The sequence below is a fragment of the Shewanella sp. 4t3-1-2LB genome (genome assembly GCF_017368415.1).
GTDB classification, from domain to species: Bacteria; Pseudomonadota; Gammaproteobacteria; order Enterobacterales; family Shewanellaceae; genus Shewanella; species Shewanella fodinae.
Genome location: NZ_JAFNJD010000001.1, coordinates 241,667 through 258,941, shown reverse-complemented (window position 1 = coordinate 258,941; position 17,275 = coordinate 241,667). Strand labels below are relative to the sequence as shown.

12 protein-coding genes and 3 tRNA genes are annotated in these 17,275 nt (G+C 47.2%); 3 read left to right on the top strand and 12 right to left on the bottom strand.

Features of this window, described 5'->3' with window-relative positions; all coding sequences use genetic code 11:
- Nucleotide 1: 1 nt before the first annotated feature.
- The 8 genes from J3L11_RS01120 to J3L11_RS01085 all read right to left on the bottom strand — a co-directional run bounded on the left by J3L11_RS01120 (nucleotide 2) and on the right by J3L11_RS01085 (nucleotide 7,698).
- On the bottom strand, nucleotides 2–1,180 hold the full coding sequence (locus J3L11_RS01120; protein WP_207569736.1) for a PD-(D/E)XK nuclease family protein: 1,179 nt from the start codon (nucleotides 1,178–1,180) through the stop codon (nucleotides 2–4).
- A gap of 15 nt (nucleotides 1,181–1,195) precedes the next feature.
- On the bottom strand, nucleotides 1,196–2,125 hold the full coding sequence (locus J3L11_RS01115; RefSeq protein ID WP_207569735.1) for an HrgA protein: 930 nt from the start codon (nucleotides 2,123–2,125) through the stop codon (nucleotides 1,196–1,198).
- The gene (locus J3L11_RS01110) at nucleotides 2,122–3,432 is read right to left on the bottom strand and encodes a restriction endonuclease subunit S (RefSeq protein ID WP_207569734.1); all 1,311 of its coding nucleotides are present in this window, start codon (nucleotides 3,430–3,432) and stop codon (nucleotides 2,122–2,124) included. The genes J3L11_RS01115 and J3L11_RS01110 overlap by 4 nt, the downstream gene beginning before the upstream one ends.
- Nucleotides 3,422–5,125 (bottom strand): class I SAM-dependent DNA methyltransferase, encoded by a 1,704-nt coding sequence (locus J3L11_RS01105; RefSeq protein ID WP_207569733.1) that lies wholly within the window; start codon nucleotides 5,123–5,125, stop codon nucleotides 3,422–3,424. Before J3L11_RS01105 ends, J3L11_RS01110 begins: the two co-directional genes overlap by 11 nt.
- A 691-nt stretch (nucleotides 5,126–5,816) precedes the next feature.
- Nucleotides 5,817–5,903, bottom strand: a tRNA-Leu gene (locus tag J3L11_RS01100).
- A gap of 11 nt (nucleotides 5,904–5,914) precedes the next feature.
- Nucleotides 5,915–5,988: transfer RNA gene (locus tag J3L11_RS01095), tRNA-Cys, on the bottom strand.
- A 5-nt stretch (nucleotides 5,989–5,993) separates the two neighbouring features.
- Nucleotides 5,994–6,069: transfer RNA gene (locus tag J3L11_RS01090), tRNA-Gly, on the bottom strand.
- A 186-nt stretch (nucleotides 6,070–6,255) separates the two neighbouring features.
- Nucleotides 6,256–7,698 carry a glyceraldehyde-3-phosphate dehydrogenase gene (locus tag J3L11_RS01085; RefSeq protein WP_133039223.1) on the bottom strand — a complete coding sequence of 481 codons (1,443 nt, stop codon included), beginning with the start codon at nucleotides 7,696–7,698 and terminating at the stop codon, nucleotides 6,256–6,258.
- A 196-nt stretch (nucleotides 7,699–7,894) separates the two neighbouring features.
- On the opposite strand from J3L11_RS01085, the gene J3L11_RS01080 reads away from it, so the two are divergent.
- Nucleotides 7,895–8,773 (top strand): DUF2989 domain-containing protein, encoded by an 879-nt coding sequence (locus J3L11_RS01080; protein WP_207569732.1) that lies wholly within the window; start codon nucleotides 7,895–7,897, stop codon nucleotides 8,771–8,773.
- 229 nt (nucleotides 8,774–9,002) lie between these two features.
- Nucleotides 9,003–10,013 carry a type I glyceraldehyde-3-phosphate dehydrogenase gene (gene gap / locus J3L11_RS01075; RefSeq protein ID WP_207569731.1) on the top strand — a complete coding sequence of 337 codons (1,011 nt, stop codon included), beginning with the start codon at nucleotides 9,003–9,005 and terminating at the stop codon, nucleotides 10,011–10,013.
- Between the two features lie 50 nt (nucleotides 10,014–10,063).
- On the opposite strand, the gene J3L11_RS01070 is transcribed toward gap, so the two are convergent.
- The 4 genes from J3L11_RS01070 to dapA all read right to left on the bottom strand — a co-directional run bounded on the left by J3L11_RS01070 (nucleotide 10,064) and on the right by dapA (nucleotide 16,542).
- A complete protein-coding gene (locus J3L11_RS01070; protein ID WP_207569730.1) occupies nucleotides 10,064–13,156 on the bottom strand; it encodes an efflux RND transporter permease subunit in 3,093 nt (1,030 codons plus the stop codon).
- Between the two features lie 15 nt (nucleotides 13,157–13,171).
- Nucleotides 13,172–14,227, bottom strand: coding sequence for an efflux RND transporter periplasmic adaptor subunit (locus J3L11_RS01065; RefSeq protein WP_207569729.1), 1,056 nt, complete (start codon nucleotides 14,225–14,227; stop codon nucleotides 13,172–13,174).
- Between the two features lie 310 nt (nucleotides 14,228–14,537).
- Complete coding sequence (gene bamC, locus J3L11_RS01060) at nucleotides 14,538–15,653, bottom strand: outer membrane protein assembly factor BamC (RefSeq protein WP_207569728.1); 1,116 nt, start codon at nucleotides 15,651–15,653, stop codon at nucleotides 14,538–14,540.
- A 4-nt stretch (nucleotides 15,654–15,657) separates the two neighbouring features.
- On the bottom strand, nucleotides 15,658–16,542 hold the full coding sequence (gene dapA / locus J3L11_RS01055; RefSeq protein ID WP_189616474.1) for a 4-hydroxy-tetrahydrodipicolinate synthase: 885 nt from the start codon (nucleotides 16,540–16,542) through the stop codon (nucleotides 15,658–15,660).
- 173 nt (nucleotides 16,543–16,715) lie between these two features.
- On the opposite strand from dapA, the gene J3L11_RS01050 reads away from it, so the two are divergent.
- Nucleotides 16,716–17,264: an ACT domain-containing protein gene (locus J3L11_RS01050; RefSeq protein ID WP_189616476.1), complete on the top strand. Its 549-nt coding sequence runs from the start codon at nucleotides 16,716–16,718 to the stop codon at nucleotides 17,262–17,264.
- Nucleotides 17,265–17,275 lie beyond the last annotated feature (11 nt).

The window sequence follows — 17,275 nt, the reverse complement described above, 5'->3', positions numbered from 1 at the left end:
GTCACTCCTTACGTAAGCGGCACATTTCGATACAGAAATCTGCAAATGCTTTGCTAGATACCAACAGATTTTGCATCTCAGACATCTTTTCCAAATAGGTAGCGGTTTGTTGGTCAAGCGTCGATGCGTCACCGAGAAAGCTCGCGAGGCTACGATAGATAATAAGCGGATGCCATGGGTTAAATTTCTTACCCACTTTAGTCCTGTCACTCAAATGCCAATCTTTCGGTAAAGCTTCCATCAACTCGCTAACCAGTAAGTCATAGTACCCGTTAGATTTAAGCTGTGGCTGCAATTTAGGATTCACGCTAACAATACAAACGGCTATTGGCCCATCAATGAGAAGGTCGAGGACTTGGTGGTCATCCCCATCAATAACAAATCCACAAAATACTCCGGGAGTCCAACCGCTTTCTTCGCTATCGGGATCTGTGTACGAAAACTCTAAGCCTATGCGCCCGTAGGCGTCACAACGGCCTCTTGCTGTTTTATTTCTAGGCGGATGGCGATACAGCACATCGCGATTTATTGATTGGCATAACGGCCATGGGGAATACTCACATCGACATACCATTTCATACAGTTGCTTATCGATATTTTTTACGTCGTTATAGTAAGCAATCGCCAAAGGATTTAAGGGAGTCGAGTTAACGAGGCCGTTACTTTTCAACAAGTTAACAAATTCATTTCTTAGCCACTCTGTTTTCTCATCAGAGTCACTAACCGAACCAAGCAACTCAGCAATCTCATACCAGCAAAGCGCGATATCAAAAGACTGCCGGTGTTGACCAGAGTGAGCTGTAATCAACACGATCTGAAAAGGTTTGTTAAGATGTTCTTGAGCATAAGTGCGATAGTTATCTAGTTGCTTGTGATGTAATTCAGACCAAACCTTATGTTCAAAAATTAAACAGAAGTCATCATCCACAGATGTCCACACTAAATCGGGAAATTTACCGCCAAAATTCACTTGAGTTTCAATATCCGCTGACGGATACATCATAGAAATCTCTTTGACGTCTTTCGTTGATTTCTTTGCCAGCAGCTCGCTAAACGATTGTCTTACCACGTCGTCATGTTTTAGCAACCAAGCAAACGCTTCAGTAATAAAGTTTTCAATCGGTGAATTCTGGTGACTTGCGGCGTACTTACTCACGTTAACGAGCAAACTATCCAACATACTCTTGCTTCCTTGTTATTTATTCCATGCGCTCTTAATCAAACGGCCGGTTTGGTTGTAGATCCCCACTTGCTCAATGTAATGATGAAAGTCGCTGTTCTCGGTCACAATGCGGTTGGCCGATTGCCAATCAACATTGGTGCGCTCTTGGGCGGGAATAAGGATCTGGCTATCAAATAGCGAATCGGTATCAAGCAATAACACGCCGATGCCATGCAGGCTCGACAGCATTTGCAGTTCACTTTCCACATCGCTGTTAAGCCCTGTCGCCACTAAATAGCCAAAGTTGGCCCAGCTAGAGTTCGACACGGCCTGAAAGAAGTATTTACGCACGTTGCCTTTGGTGAGGTGCTTTTTCACCTCAAACGACCATAAGCGCACTGAACTGTGATTACCGCTGCGCACACAACTGCGCACTATTTCATCCCAACCTTGGTCAAGCGGCTCTAGCGCAACTACATCAGGGTGCAGCCAATGATTGCCACCATTACCGTGGCTATTTTTCGATTTACGCTCATCAATACGCTGGCAATACAGCCCCATATCTTTATTGAGGAACTCAATCAACATCGGGTAGAGGTCATGCTCGCTGTAGCTTTGCGCCACCAGCGGCGAATCCACCTCTGCCACTTCAAGCTCATCGTGCGCATCTTCAGCGGCAACCACTTCTGGGTTAGCTTGCCAGTAATACACCCGAGGCCGAGGTTTATCGCGGGTTGCCACATTGGCACAGCCTTTCTTAGCGGCAACGGTTCGCTCACCGCCCACTTCCGCCGCTAGCTGCGCAATCAACTTCTCTTCGGTGTCGTAACGCGGATTGGTTTGCTTCTCGGCCATCTCTTGCGGATAACGCTGTAAAAAAGCCACCGCTAAGTCACGCGCGGTGAATTTTTTATCGGGGTTATCGCGCAGCGTTTCGATGATCATCTCTACACGGGTCGTCATGCGCTCACCTCGGCTAAATCATCGCTGTTGCTTAACTCGATTTCGCCGGAAAGCAATTTAGGAAGCAGTGTGTCACGTAGTACTTCTAAGTCTCTTGTTTGTTGTTTTAACGATAAGCCATATCTCCTAATCGGGAGGGCTAAATTTTCATACGCCTCAAATATTTCAGGCGAAGGCAATGCCAATTTATAACTAGCAATATCAGACTTATTAAAACCAGATTGGGCACTTCGACCACTCATCATTTGCATAGGAGCCTGAAATTTGTTTGAGAGAAGATAGGTACGTAAAAATTCTCTAACATTTTCACGTTTAGGTTCTGCTTTTACGAGCGCTACGTTATAGGCTCCTGAAAGTCCCCATAAAATACGGCCAACAGCAGCACCATATCTCCCAATCATTACATCCAAAGGAGACGTTCGACGTAGTTTCTTTTCATCCGGAATGTAGGTTAAGTGGTTATCTGTGTCATAGTCACGAATTTGAACGAGACGAACATATCCTTCTCGTAATTCATCAGCAAAATGTTTCGAAGGTGGTTGAGTTCCACCTTTTATATCCATTAATTCAGCCAGACTCTCAACTTCCCAACCTTCAGGAATCAAACCTAACTCAGACTCAACGAGCTTTTCGGGGAAAAGCGAGGCAGTGGCTTCGTCCATGCCTTGCGGCTGTTCGCCGTTCATTTTGGCTTTGACGGGGTCGAAATCGACAAACCATGATTTGAAGATGGCTTGCGCCATGGCTTCTAGGGTTTGGTTGGTCTTGGTATTGACTGAAATTTTGTCATCTAAGCACTTTAAAACTCTAGCTATTTTCTTCTGATAATCAATGGGCGGTAGTGGCAAGGTTAAACGATTTATCATATCGTTGTTTAAACTTGCCCGTGTCGATAACGTCGAAAAGGCTAACATGCTAGTTCTAAAGCGAGGACTTCTGAAAAAATATCCTACAAATTCAGGATGAACTTGATAAGGAGTGTTGTCTTTCGGACGTAAGCGCTTAGTGAAACCATTAAATGTGGCATTTTCATAATCTTTTAGGGCAACACTACTCATGCCCAATTCATGCATGGTTTCGCTAGTCCGAGTAAGAAATACATCTCCACGCTTAATCGAACCATTAGCTCGCTCTTTTTCATTTGATTCAACTAGCTGCTCTAGTTCATCAGGAACAAAATAGTTACTAAAGACTTCCTTAAAACTTAAAAACGGAAAACCCGTCCCAAAAGCAGTAGCGGGCTTAGATAAGCCCGAACGAATATCATAAATATCGGCAAGTGATACCTCTGACCATTTAGATGTCATAACCTAACCCCGCTAGGTTCTTTTTAATCTCCGCTTCTAGCTTGGCGGACTCAGCAAACTGCTCGCTGAGTTTGTCGGTCAAGGTCGCCATCTTTTCCGCAAACGGGATGCCATCATCTGCTTCATCGGCAGCACCGACATAACGCCCCGGTGTTAACACAAAGTCCTGTTTAGTGATCTCTTCCAACGTGGCGGCTTTACAGAATCCGGCTTGGTCTTCATAACTCACGCCGTTAACGGTTTCGCCAGTTTTCCACGCATGGAATACGTCAGCGACTTTGGCGATATCCTCCATGGTGAAGTCACGCAGCACGCGGTCTTTCATATAACCAAGGTTACGGGCGTCGATAAACAGCACTTCGCCTTTGCGGTCACGCAGCTTTCGATTGGCTTTATCGGTGCGGGCGCCTTTGTTGTTAGTTAAAAACCAGATACAGGCGGGGATTTGAGTGTTGGTAAACAGTTGCCCCGGCAGCGCCACCATACATTCCACTAAGTCGTTAGTGACCAGATTTTTACGGATTTCACCTTCGTTATTGGTGGTGGAACTCATGGAACCGTTCGCCAGCAGCAGCGCCTGTGAGCCATTGGGCGCGAGGTGTGACAGCATATGCTGCAACCAAGCGAAGTTTGCATTGCCTGATGGCGGCTTGCCGTATTTCCAGCGTGGGTCGTTATCATCCACGCCGGAGTCCCACTCTTTCATGTTGAATGGCGGGTTGGCCATAATGAAATCGGCGCGTAAATCAGGGTGTTGGTCATGGGTATAGGTACTGGCGGGCTCTTTACCAAAATCGTAATCGAGGCCTCGAATGGCCATGTTCATCGCCGCCAACTGCCAAGTGGTGTAGTTGTATTCTTGGCCGTAGATAGAGATTTTTTGCTTTTGGGTTAATGGGTCAACCGCATGTTGCCCAGCGTGACGCTCAATAAACTTTTCGGATTGCACAAAGAAGCCACCGCTGCCCATGGCGGGGTCATATACGCGGCCTTCAAAGGGTTCTATCATTTCCACAATCAGCGTCACAATCGAGGCGGGGGTGTAGAACTGACCGCCTTTTTTACCTTCAGCAAGGGCAAACTGACCGAGGAAATACTCGTACACATGGCCGAGAATATCTTTGCTGTTAAGGGTTTTGTGGTTGAACGGAATGGAGGCGATATGGTTAATCAGCTCCACCAGCTTGGCTTGGTCGATACGCAAGGCTGCATAGGTTTTATTGAGCACACCTTTAAGCTTAGGGTTATCGCGCTCAATGCCCTCTAAAGCGGTATCAATTAAGTGACCGACTGAAGTGATTTTCTTGGGTTTACCGGCAATGGTGAGTTCAACAGAACCAATCGCCAGCGGGGCGTTATTCTGTAGGAACGACCAACGTGACTCTGGCGGCAACCAAAACACATTTTGCTCGCGGTAGTAATCGCGCTGTTCTAACTCGGCGGCGATTTCAGCCGCCAATTCATCGGCCGAAAGACCATCGGGCTCAAGGTAGTATTCGTGCTCAGGATTGGCGAGCTCAGCTTTAATCTCGGCTTGGCGTATGCTGAAGGCGTCAGACACGTATTTAACGAAGATCAGCCCCAATACCGCGTGTTTGTATTGGGCGGCATCTAGCGTAGCTCGCAGCTTATCTGCTGCATTCCACAACTTACCTTCGAGTTGATGCAAAAATTGTTGTTCGAGTTCGTTCATTGCAAGGTGATGTCCGTTGTTTGCTGAGCAAAGACAGGTATTCGCTGGCTCAGCATATCCTTAAAGGAAGATAACTTTGTGTTATGGCGGTCCAATGGTGTTAGCACAAGCCACAGTAATGCACTGATTCTGCCACGTATTATGCGGATATATCTAGAAAAACTGATTGATGGTGTTCAAGAAATGGTCAGTTGTAAGCAAAAGTCTTTGTGAGGTTTTAAATAACGTTCAAAAAGTTGTATTTAGCTTTGGACTCCAAGACTACGCGCTGCAATAACGATGGTGAAGTCACTATCCCCTGTTGGCGTAGTATCAACATTTGTTCTATGCAAACCAGATGGCGGAGCGTGGACCCGAGATGGGTTTAATACACGGTGGAGGAAGTCGCGTGATGAAGCCAAGAAAACATCCGGGTTGCCAATGGACTTCACTTTTCACGATTTGAAAGCCAAAGGTATCTCTGATCTAGATGGAACGCTTCAGGAAAAACAGGCTATCTCAGGTCACAAATCGGCAGGTCAAACGGCTAGATATGATCGGAAAACAAAGATCGTTGATTCCGTTGAAGGCCATAAAAAATAGCATTTATCTTCGGAAATCATCTTCGGAAAATGTTCGGAAAGTGAATTTCAGCCATAAAAAAAGAGGCAAGCAATTTAGCTTAACCTCTTGATTTATTTATCGATGTAGGTGGTACCCGAGGCCGGACTTGAACCGGCACGCTGTAACCAGCGAGGGATTTTAAATCCCTTGTGTCTACCGATTCCACCACTCGGGCTCATCGATAAATGGAGGCGCGACCCGGAGTCGAACCGAGGTCCACGGATTTGCAATCCGCTGCATGACCACTCTGCCATCGCGCCTTTTTTGGAGCGACATACCGGGTTCGAACCGGTGACCTATACCTTGGCAAGGTATCGCTCTACCAACTGAGCTAATGTCGCATTCCTATCGCTGCCGGAGGTTTTGCCCCGACTGCGGTTGGCATTCTACCTATTTAACGAAGGGAGTCAATCGCCAATTGGGCATTTTAAAGCAATGCTGAATCAGATGCTGGCAATTTGTCCAATTGATTGATTTTCCCGCGCATTCGCTATTTAGGCAAACCTCCATGTTTGCCTAATTCTGCATTACTCGTCTATCTTCGGCAGGCTAACAAATTCCAGCCCCAGCATTTTGCGCATAACGCCAACCACCTGGCAGCTATAACCGAATTCATTGTCATACCAGACATACAAAATCGCACGGTTGCCATCGGCAATGGTCGCCTGAGAATCGACCACGCCCGCATAACGTGAGCCGACTAAATCGCTGGAAACAATCTCATGCGATTCAGTAAAGTCGATCTGGTTCTGCAGTGCAGAATGCAACGCAACACCTTTGAGATATTCGTTCATATCTTCTTTGCTGGTGTCGGTTTCAAGATTGAGGCTCAATATTGCCAAAGAAACGTTTGGCGTTGGCACGCGAATAGCGTTGCCAGTCAACTTACCGGCTAACACTGGCAGCGCTTTAGCAACCGCTTTAGCGGCGCCGGTTTCAGTGATCACCATGTTGAGTGGTGCACTGCGTCCGCGACGATCGGCTTTGTGGTAGTTGTCGATCAGGTTTTGATCGTTGGTATAAGAGTGGATGGTTTCGACGTGTCCATTGACGATGTGATATTTATCATTCACCGCTTTCAAGACCGGCGTAATTGCATTGGTAGTGCAACTAGCGGCAGAAACAATAATATCTTCTGGCAGAATATCGTTGTCATTGACACCGTATACAACATTCTTGATAGCACCTTTCGCCGGTGCCGTTAACAGCACTTTGGCAGCACCAGGGCATTTCAGGTGTTGACCAAGCCCGGCTTCGTCTTTCCAGATGCCAGTGTTATCAACCACTAATGCGTTGTCGATACCATATTTGGTGTAATCCACTTCATCCGGAGAATTAGCATAAATCACCTGGATATAGGTACCGTTGGCAATAATGGCGTTATTTTCTTCATCGACTTCTACAGAGCCGTTAAACGGACCATGCACTGAATCCCGGCGCAGTAAACTGGCTCGTTTTTCCAGATCGCCCGGACGGCCACCGCGCAATACAATTGCCCGCAGACGCAGTTTGTTACTGCGACCAGTACGCTCAATCAGCAAGCGCGCCAACAAACGGCCGATACGACCGAAGCCGTAAAGTACTACGTTGCGCGGTTCTACTTCATCCTGGCACGCAATAGCTTCTGCCAGTTCTTCTTTCATATAACGTTCAATCGCTTCAGTGCCGGTATTGTTGGCCCAGTACTTAACCGCCAACTTACCGATATCCACTTTGCACTGTCTCACCGGCAATTTGCTGAGCGCTTCCAGAAATGGAAAACTTTCCCGCAGACGCAGTTTTTCACCGACATGCCGTCTTACCAGACGATGGGCTTTAATAATATCGATTGTGGAAGCGTTCAACAGTGGTTTGCCGTACACCACTACTTCAACGCCCTGATTACGGTACAGTTTACCCAGCATCGGCTGCATGGCTTCAGCCAATTCAAAACGTTCTTGCCAACTTTGCAGGTATTTATCAGCGCTCATTTACAGATCCTTTAGGTCCCAATCTCCAAAAATGACAGGAAATGATTGAGTAACAAATAGAAACGACCAATAATCAGAACAATGACATCAGTGCCATCGTTTTTGGTCGGCGCTATTTTAAAGAAATCTTGCGGTACAGGCCAGTCCGGAATTCTGAACAAGTTTGTAATTTTATTATATTTTTCAGGGAGAAATAATGTTGTTAATACGGAATTTTGTAATAATTACATCATTTTCTTTCATAATCCTGCTAAGTGGTTGCGAAAGACTCACTCCCACGGCCAAAATCTGTAAGAATAATCCCGAAATTTGTACTGATTTGCATAAAGATGGCTGGTGTCGCGCCCAGCGAACAGCGTTGGTCAATGATCGACTCGAGGTAAAAAACGCTTCGACGGCAACAGGCGAACAGCTTTACCGCTTAATGCTGGACACTGAGCGCTATAACAACTGTGTCTGGTTAGGTTCTGGAGTGAAACACATTGAACATCCAGAACGCAGTAATGATCGTGCCCGTGCCTATACCATGAGTTCACAAGCGCTCACAGCACTGCAACAGCAAACTAAAAACAGTAAAGATCCTCTACTTGCGTTTTATCACTGGAGCCGCTTAGGTGATGAATCCGCACTGGAAATTCTATTAACAGCCGAAAAACAGCAGCAGATCCATACACCAGAAATCCTCGCTGCGCTTGGTGGCTATTACCTGAAACGAGATAGCAGCAAAGCACTCACGTTATATCTGGATGCGATGAAAGGAGCCTCAGAGGAGACGTTTAACAGCGATTGGCTCTTAGGGGCCGGGCAGGCATTTATGCAATTAGGCTTACCGGAGCAAAACTATCTGATGTCTAGAGCTAATTTGCTATTAAGTAACAATCAGGCCAATGAAGAAAAACTCAATGCGCTCGTAAGTACTAAAATTCGGCTAAAACAACTCAACGAGCAGGCAGAGGAACTGGCGGACGCATTACGTAATGGTGCCTACTCCGATAGCGACTGGCCGCGAAGATTAGCAGCCGCGGCACAGACGGCAATCAATCAAACCCAACATACAGACCCCGTTAAGTCGTGAAAGATAGTGCTGTGATGGAGTTGTGGTTGCTGTTATAGGCGTCACAGCAATAGGCAAGATACCTGCCACCTCAGTTACTCCAACATAATTATTTTTCAATTTTTGAATGCATCAACTAAATTTGTTCATAAAAAAAGCGGATTATCGCTTTAGCCCTGGTTTAACTTGACTAAACCATGCAGTTTTGTAATTTTATTACCAAATCATATCGAAACCTGAGGGATATTTTATGACTATCCGCGTAGCTATTAACGGTTATGGTCGCATCGGACGCAACATACTGCGGGCGTTATACGAAAGTGACAAAGACTATCCAATTGAGATTGTGGCCATTAACGATCTGGGTGACGCCAGTATCAATGCTCATCTCACTAAATATGACTCAGTACATGGGCGTTTTAACGCTAAAGTCGAACATGATGACCAGGCCATTTATGTTAATGGTGATAAAATTTTGACTTTTTCAGAACGTGATCCCAATAACCTGCCCTGGGCGCAACTCAAAATAGATGTGGTATTTGAATGCACTGGCATTTTTACCAGCAAAGAAAGTGCTCAACCACACCTGAATGCCGGAGCCAAAAAAGTGATTATTTCTGCTCCTGGTAAAAATGTTGATGCCACGGTGGTTTACGGTGTTAACAATCAGGTACTCCGCGCCGATATGACCGTGATATCAAACGCTTCCTGCACCACTAACTGTCTGGCCCCTATTGCTAAACCGCTAAACGATGCACTGGGCATTGAATCTGGTTTAATGACAACCATTCATTCCTATACCAATGATCAGCGTTTGACTGACGTTTACCATAAAGATGTACGCCGCGCACGAGCAGCCGCATTATCAATGATCCCGACTAAAACAGGGGCGGCTGCCGCAGTGGGCTTGGTGGTTCCAGCGTTACAGGGCAAATTTGATGGGTTAGCAGTCAGAGTACCAACCGTGAATGTCTCACTGGTTGATCTCTCATTTATCGCTTCCCGAGACACCACCGTTGAGGAAGTGAACGACATTATTGTTCAAGCCTCCCGGCAATCCCCCATGAATGAAGTGCTAGCAATCAATACAGAACCACTGGTATCGATTGATTTTAACCACAATCCCTATTCATCTAACTTTGATGCCACCCAAACACGGGTAAATGGCCGACTCATTAAAGTGATGTCTTGGTACGATAACGAATGGGGCTTCAGCAATCGTATGCTGGACAACGCTGTCGCCTTGATGAACGCCAAGTAATGGCCGAATAGACGAAAAAGACCTGCCAATGCAGGTCTTTTTTTGTGGCGTTATTCCGCGAGTTGCCGCTCAAGCTGTTGTGTCACAGCTAACGGAGAACCCGAGTGGCGCGCGAGGATAACATACGCCACCGGGATCACCAGCAGCGTCAACACTGTCGCCAACAAGATGCCGAATAACACCACAACACCAATCACAAACCGGGTTTCAGCTCCAGCACCTGAAGCCATCACCAAAGGCACGGCACCCGCCGCAGTAGTAATCCCGGTCATCAGAATGGGTCGTAAGCGTTGACGCGATGCGCGCATAATCGCTTCCTGAAAAGCGATCCCGCGGTCACGTAACTGATTGGCAAATTCCACGATTAAAATGCCATTTTTGGCCGCCAGACCAACCAGCATAATGATGCCAATTTGACTGTAAATGTTGAGGCTCTGCGCCGTGAGCCATAACCCCACAAGCGCCCCCGAGATTGCCAACGGTACCGTCAGCATGATCACTAATGGATGAATATAACTTTCAAACTGCGCCGCCAACACTAAAAATACTATTCCCAAAGCCAGTATAAACACAAAATACATGGAGCTACCTGACTCCTGATAATCCAACGATTGCCCCTTATAACTGATCACCGCTTCGGCGGGCAGATGTTGTTGTACCAGATCGTTGAAATATTCCAGTGCTTCACCTAGTGAATAGCCATCGTTAAGGCTGGCCTCTATCGTAATAGCGCGCATCCGATTGTAGCGATTTAATTCACTGGCATCAGCGAATTCTTCGATGGTCACCAAATTGGACAACGGGATCAGCGCATCATTGCGTTCTGAGCGCACATAGATGTTCTGCATATCACTGGGGGTATTCTGTTGCTGGCGCTCCCCTTCAATGACGACATCATACTCCTCACCATCTCGCATAAAAGTCGTCACCAGACGCGACCCCAGCATAGATTCCAGCGTACGACCGATTTGCGCATTCGAAACCCCTAAATCTGCGGCGCGATCTTTATCAATCACCACCCTGAGCTGTGGCTTGGTTTCTTTGTAATCAAAATCCAGCCCGGAAAGTCCTGGATTATCCGCAGCTTTTTGCATCAGGATGTCTCGCCATTGGGCCAATTCGGCATAGGTAGGACCACCCAGCACAAATTGCACCGGTTTATTGACTCCGCGACCAAATGCCTGACGCATCACCGGAAAGGCGCGAATACCCGAGAGATCTTTAAGACGACGGTTGATATCCGCCACAATGGCCTTCGCTGGACGGCGTTGCGACCAGTCATTAAGCACGATAATGGCCATGCCATTTGAGAAGTTAGCATTGCCTCCCCATCCACGTGGCGCGCGTACCAGCAAGCGTTTGATTTCACCATTGTCCACCAACGGCATCAGTCGCCGCTCAATGTCATCCATATATTCGGCGATGTAACTGTAGCTGGCGCCTTCCGGCCCATTGACCATCAGAAACAGTGAGCCACGGTCTTCCTGCGGCGCAAATTCTTGTGGGATCTGCTTCAACAGGAAGCCACTGCCGATAAATGCCAGCCCCACGAATACTGTTGTGAGTAACGGTTTTGCAAAAGCGCGTTCAAGACTGGCCTGATAGACATGTCCAAGTTTGGTCATTGCGCCATCAACATAACGCATCAGCGCCGTGTCTTGAGTTGCGGGTTTTAGTACTTTGGAGCACATCATGGGGCTTAGCGTTAGTGCTACGAGTGAAGAAAAAATTACCGCCGCACTCATAGTCACCGCAAACTCCTTGAATAACTTACCTAGGTCCCCTTCTAGGAAGCTGATAGGCATGAACACGGATACCAGTACCGCCGTGGTCGCAATGACGGCGAAAGCGACTTCCCTAGCGCCCAGATAAGCGGCCTTCAGCGGTGGTTCTCCCGCCTCTATGCGCCGATGAATATTCTCCAACATCACAATCGCATCATCGACCACCATGCCGATAGCCAAAATTAATGCCAACAGCGTCAGTAAATTAATGGTATATCCCAGGGCATATAGCACGATAAAGGTTGCCAGCAGAGAGACTGGTACTGCTAGTGCGGGCACCAACATTGCGCGAACACTGCCGAGAAACACATAGATAACGATAATGACCAACACCACCGCAATAAACAGGGTTTGATAGACTTCATTGATGGAGGATTCGATAAATACCGAGCTATCGTAGGAGCGTTTGATCTGCATTCCCTGCGGCAACGTAGGGTTTATCTGATCAACTAATTCATTTACCGCTCTTGCAACTTCGAGTGTGTTAGCCGTTGATTGTTTGGACACTCCCAGTCCGATCATGGCTTCACCATTACCACGGAACATGATCCGGTCTTCTTCCGAACCGAGTTTCACGCGGGCCACGTCCCCCAACGTCACTAGATAACCGTCGTCACCACGACGGATAACCAATCTAGAAAAATCTTTTTCGGTCAGAAAACCGCGCTCAACCCTCACGGTAAAGTGGCGCTCTGCTGATTCAATTGAGCCTGCCGGTAATTCAACGTTTTCAGCGCGTAGCGCCGCTTCAACATCTGCGACAGTCAGTTGTCTTGCCGCCAACGCTTGGCGATCTAGCCAGACTCGCATTGCGTAAACTTTGCCACCACCAATACGGATGGTAGCAATACCATCAATCACGGAGAAACGGTCTGTCAGATAACGCCTTGCATAATCAGTAAGTTGAATAGTAGATAATTGCTCCGACACCAGATTCAACCACATAATCACTTCATCACCACCATTGGCCTTTTGTACTTCGGGTGGGTCGGCTTCTTCTGGTAGATTGTTGAGTAAACCAGAAACCCGATCACGAACGTCATTGGCAGCAGCTTCAATATCACGGTTGATATCAAACTCAAGGACTACAGAAGAGCGGCCATCGCGGCTAGAGGAACTGATATGACGAATGCCTTCAATACCACTGATACGATCTTCCACCAATTGGGTGATGCGGCTTTCTACCACGGCGGCACTGGCACCGCGATAGTTGGTATCAATAGCAACGATGGGCGGATCAATATTGGGGTATTCCCGCAGTGGCAACTTATCAAATGAGACCAAGCCAAAGGCGATAAGCAGTAGGCTGATAACGGATGCAAATACGGGACGTTTTACTGAAATATCGGAAAGTATCATGTTATTGGCCCGCCGCTATTGATTGAAACTTTCAGCGCTTTTCACGCGCAGCAACTGACCTTCGCGGACTTTCATTAAGCCTCTGACAATCACTTGCTCACCAGCCGTCACACCATCAATGATCTCCACCCAGCCGTGAGTTCTCTGCCCTATCGTTACTTCACGGCGGCTTGCTGTATTTTCATCTGTTACCACATACACTTGATGCTTTTGCTGGACAGGTACAATGGCGGACTCAGGTAACAATATTGCCTGTCGGTCTTGTTTGATGAGCCGCACTTTCATCAACATTCCTGGAAGCAATTTGGCATCAGGGTTTGGTAACTTCGCCCTAACAGTGATGGCTCGAGTTTCAGGATTAACGCGACTGTCGATAGTTATCACTTCACCATTGAAAACCTTATTGTCATAAGCTACCGCGGACGCTTCCACCAGCTTGCCCGGTTGTAGCTGCTGGATAAACCGCTCTGGCACTGGGAAATCCAGCTTGATAGTGGCGATGTCATCTAATGTGGTGATCTCCATTCCTGGCGTCACTAAACTCCCAAGGGAAATCTGTCGCATGCCTAAGCGCCCCGCAAATGGCGCCCGGATCTGTCGATCATTCACAGCGGCATTGGCTGCCGCTACTTGAGCAAGGGCACTGTCTATCAGCGTTTGTAAGCGATCCTGCTCAGAAGCGGCAATGGTGTGACTATCCACGAGTCCCTGGATTCTCTTCAGTTCTCGGCGACTTTCAGCTAGCTGTACTTGCGCTTGTTGTAACTGCGCCCGCTGCTGTGCATCGTTTAGCTGTACTAACAGCTGTCCGGCCTTCACCATGTCACCATCGTTGAAATAAATCGCGGTTACGAGGTCGCTTACAATGGGCGTAACGATCACAGCTTCGTTGGCGCTGACACTCCCAAGAGCCTCGACTTCATCTCGTATTGGTTGAGTCGATGCGTGATACACCACAACTTCCGCTATATGCTGGTCAGCACTGCTTAGCGCTTGCGGCGTACGGTCTAAGCGCCACCAGACTGCCAGCAATATGGATATGACAACTAACAGTAACAGCAGTTTTTTCATCGGAACCCCAGCTTATGACGCTAGCCCGTAGACTGTGACGAGGCAGCAATACTTGCGATTACCAATGATGTTGAAAGTGAAATATGAATAGGGTCTTAAAACAGGTTCAGAATGCCAGTGCTATCGCCATGTTTTTGTTACGGATATTACTGAATTTAAAAAGTTTTATTATGTCATTTCAAGTAATTATCGACGAAATAGCGGAAGTAACAGATATCGTGAAAAATAATTAGTGATGGAAGATAAATGTAAATAAATACTACCGGCATAAAAAAAGCGCCTGAAAGGCGCCTTTTCACAGACCGACAAATCAGCGGATCTTACGGTCTTCGCTCATAATGCCAGACACCGCTTTATAAACACTCTGCACTTTATCTTCACTGAGCGGTTGGTCTTCGTTATCACGAATGCGGATCTCTGTCTTATTGGCGTCATTCTTGTCTTGAGCCACCAACAACCGATAATTTGCTTTGTCTTTCAGCTTGATGCTGTCATCACTGAACAATGAACTCCAGAAACCAGAGGTATCATTGAATTTGACATAGTAAAGCCCTTTGGCAGAGTCCATGTCCACCACCTCAAAGCCCACTTCTGGTAATACCAAGGCTAAACGATCCCAGGTACGTTTTAACGGCGCATCAGCCAACCAGTAGCCTTCCTCTTTATCATTTGCCGCTGCAACATAAGACATGTCTATGCCTTTACTTTGCTTGACTTTCATATCCTGCACAATACGGGCACGTTCTTTTGCCATAAAGCCAACAGCACTGTTAAGCATATCGATGGTGTAACGTTTTTTGTCTTCACTGTTCAGCAGTTGTTGGCTGTCTTCACCGTTATAACTTTGTTGATGATCCAACAAGTTAATGATCAGATTACCGGTACGTCCATGGGGGCGTACTTCCACGATGAACTGATAACGTTGGCGCACTTTGTACACCTTATCAGCACCAAACCAAGAACTGTCGATCACCTCTTCATGGTCAATCCAGTCGGTATCAATGACGCCGGTGTCGTAATCTTCTTTAGCGATGCCATAATTTTTGCTTTTAAGAAAACCTTCCACCACAGTGAACATCTCTTTTTTCAGATCCACACTGTTGTCAATGGTTTCCACCACCACTTTGATATTATCGCTCCCCTCTTCAACGTGGGTTCCATCCGCCATGGGTAGGATCTGTAGTGGTGGTCGAATATCCAACGCCTCGCCCACCACCGCATTATTAGCTTTTGCCTTTAATGGCGGAATGGCATATTCCTGACTGTATTTGGGAGTTTTTAAACCTTCCGGGATTGTCAAAGGTTTAGTCTCTGGCGCATTGACATAATCAAAGCCGCCATCTGCCTGACGCCGCTCCAATGGTGTAGTACAGGCTGTTACTGTTAAAGTAGCGACAACCAGTGAAATTTCCTTCAGTTTTAACATCTAATTATTTGACCTCTATACGGGCTTTTTTCATTGTCTGAAGCAACAGACCATGAAACTCCTCAGAAAGTTCAGTCAGCGGTAAACGAATTGTACCGTAACTAATCAATCCCATACGATGTGCCGCCCATTTTACGGGGATAGGGTTAGCTTCACAAAACAGCGCTTTATAGAGATCTTTAATCTCTGCCTCTGCGGCAACCGCAGCGGCATCATCGCCTCGTAAGGCCGCATCACACATGGCTTTAAACTGGGCTGGCACAATGTTGTTTGCCACAGAAATGACGCCATTTCCCCCCAGTTCAAGAAACTCTCTGGCGGTGGCATCATCGCCACTGAATAACAGGAAATCATCGCCACACAATTCGCGTAATTTTTTTACCCGGCTGAGATCGCCGGTTGCTTCTTTCACCGCAATGATATTGGGGACACTGGCGAGCTGCGCGACGGTTTCGGGCTTCATATCAACAGAGGTACGGCCCGGAACATTATAAAGAATTTGCGGAATATCAGTGCTCGCGGCAACAGCTTTGTAATGCGCAATCAGCCCATGCTGTGGTGGTTTGTTGTAATATGGTGTCACTCCCAACATGGCTGCGACATCTAGCTTTGACATTGCATGAGTCAACTCAATTGCCTCAGCTGTTGCATTGGCACCGTTACCCCCGATCACAGGGATACGTCCTGCCGCAAATTTTATCGCGTGAGCAACCACATCCACATGCTCACGTAGCGGCAGTGTAGCAGATTCCCCCGTGGTCCCTACCGCAACAATAGCATCGGTACCATTGTTGATATGAAATTCAACTAAACGTTCTAAACTGGCGTAATCCACTGAGCCTTCCGGGCTCATAGGGGTAATTAAGGCTACGATACTTCCGCTAATCATGAGATTTCCCCAAATATTCAGGATTCGCTATGGTACTGAGCCTGCGAAATGATGACAAGGGGCCGAGGGCTAACAATTGGAATAAGTTGTGGTAGCATTAGCCAAAGCATAAAAATCTCTCCTGTGTCGCTGTGTTAGCGTCACAGAACGCCCCTAGAACACGAGGAAAATTCATGACCAATTACCTGGTCGTTACCGCCATGGGCACAGATCGCCCCGGGTTGGTTGCTAAGCTTGCCCGTCTGGCGACAGATTGTGATTGTGATATTGTGGATAGTCGCATGGCGCAGTTCGGTAATGAATTCACCATGATTATGATGATGGCGGGCTCTTGGCCTGCCATCACTAAGCTGGAAACATCACTGCCAGGGTTGTGCGTTGAGTTGGAACTGCTGATGGTCATGAAACGTACTTCCAAACATGTGCCATTGACGTATATCTCGCGCCTAGAAGTGACCTTTAATGGACAGGATCAACGTGGCACCATGCGCAATATCACGCAGTTTCTGGCTGACCGTTCGCTGGACTTGGCAACAGTAAGATCTTTTGCCGAAGAATTAGATAATGGCCAGCAGACACAACATCTGCTGTTCACCATCAATGTGCCGGAAAAAGTGGATTTGCCGCAGTTGGAGCAAAGCCTGCACACGCTGGCCGCAGAGCTATCTCTGAGTTGTGCCATACGGCGTATGCAAGGCGTCCCGGTAGTCGAAAGAGATTAATCAAAAGTTAC

Excerpts from the sequence above, each read along its gene's own strand:
- gap (WP_207569731.1), top strand. The coding sequence starts at position 9,003 with ATGACTATCCGCGTAGCTATTAACGGTTATGGTCGCATCGGACGCAAC.
- J3L11_RS01120 (WP_207569736.1), bottom strand. The coding sequence starts at position 1,180 with ATGTTGGATAGTTTGCTCGTTAACGTGAGTAAGTACGCCGCAAGTCAC.
- J3L11_RS01050 (WP_189616476.1), top strand. The coding sequence starts at position 16,716 with ATGACCAATTACCTGGTCGTTACCGCCATGGGCACAGATCGCCCCGGG.
- bamC (WP_207569728.1), bottom strand. The coding sequence starts at position 15,653 with ATGTTAAAACTGAAGGAAATTTCACTGGTTGTCGCTACTTTAACAGTA.
- J3L11_RS01070 (WP_207569730.1), bottom strand. The coding sequence starts at position 13,156 with ATGATACTTTCCGATATTTCAGTAAAACGTCCCGTATTTGCATCCGTT.
- J3L11_RS01065 (WP_207569729.1), bottom strand. The coding sequence starts at position 14,227 with ATGAAAAAACTGCTGTTACTGTTAGTTGTCATATCCATATTGCTGGCA.
- J3L11_RS01080 (WP_207569732.1), top strand. The coding sequence starts at position 7,895 with ATGTTGTTAATACGGAATTTTGTAATAATTACATCATTTTCTTTCATA.
- J3L11_RS01115 (WP_207569735.1), bottom strand. The coding sequence starts at position 2,125 with ATGACGACCCGTGTAGAGATGATCATCGAAACGCTGCGCGATAACCCC.
- J3L11_RS01105 (WP_207569733.1), bottom strand. The coding sequence starts at position 5,125 with ATGAACGAACTCGAACAACAATTTTTGCATCAACTCGAAGGTAAGTTG.
- J3L11_RS01085 (WP_133039223.1), bottom strand. The coding sequence starts at position 7,698 with ATGAGCGCTGATAAATACCTGCAAAGTTGGCAAGAACGTTTTGAATTG.
- dapA (WP_189616474.1), bottom strand. The coding sequence starts at position 16,542 with ATGATTAGCGGAAGTATCGTAGCCTTAATTACCCCTATGAGCCCGGAA.
- J3L11_RS01110 (WP_207569734.1), bottom strand. The coding sequence starts at position 3,432 with ATGACATCTAAATGGTCAGAGGTATCACTTGCCGATATTTATGATATT.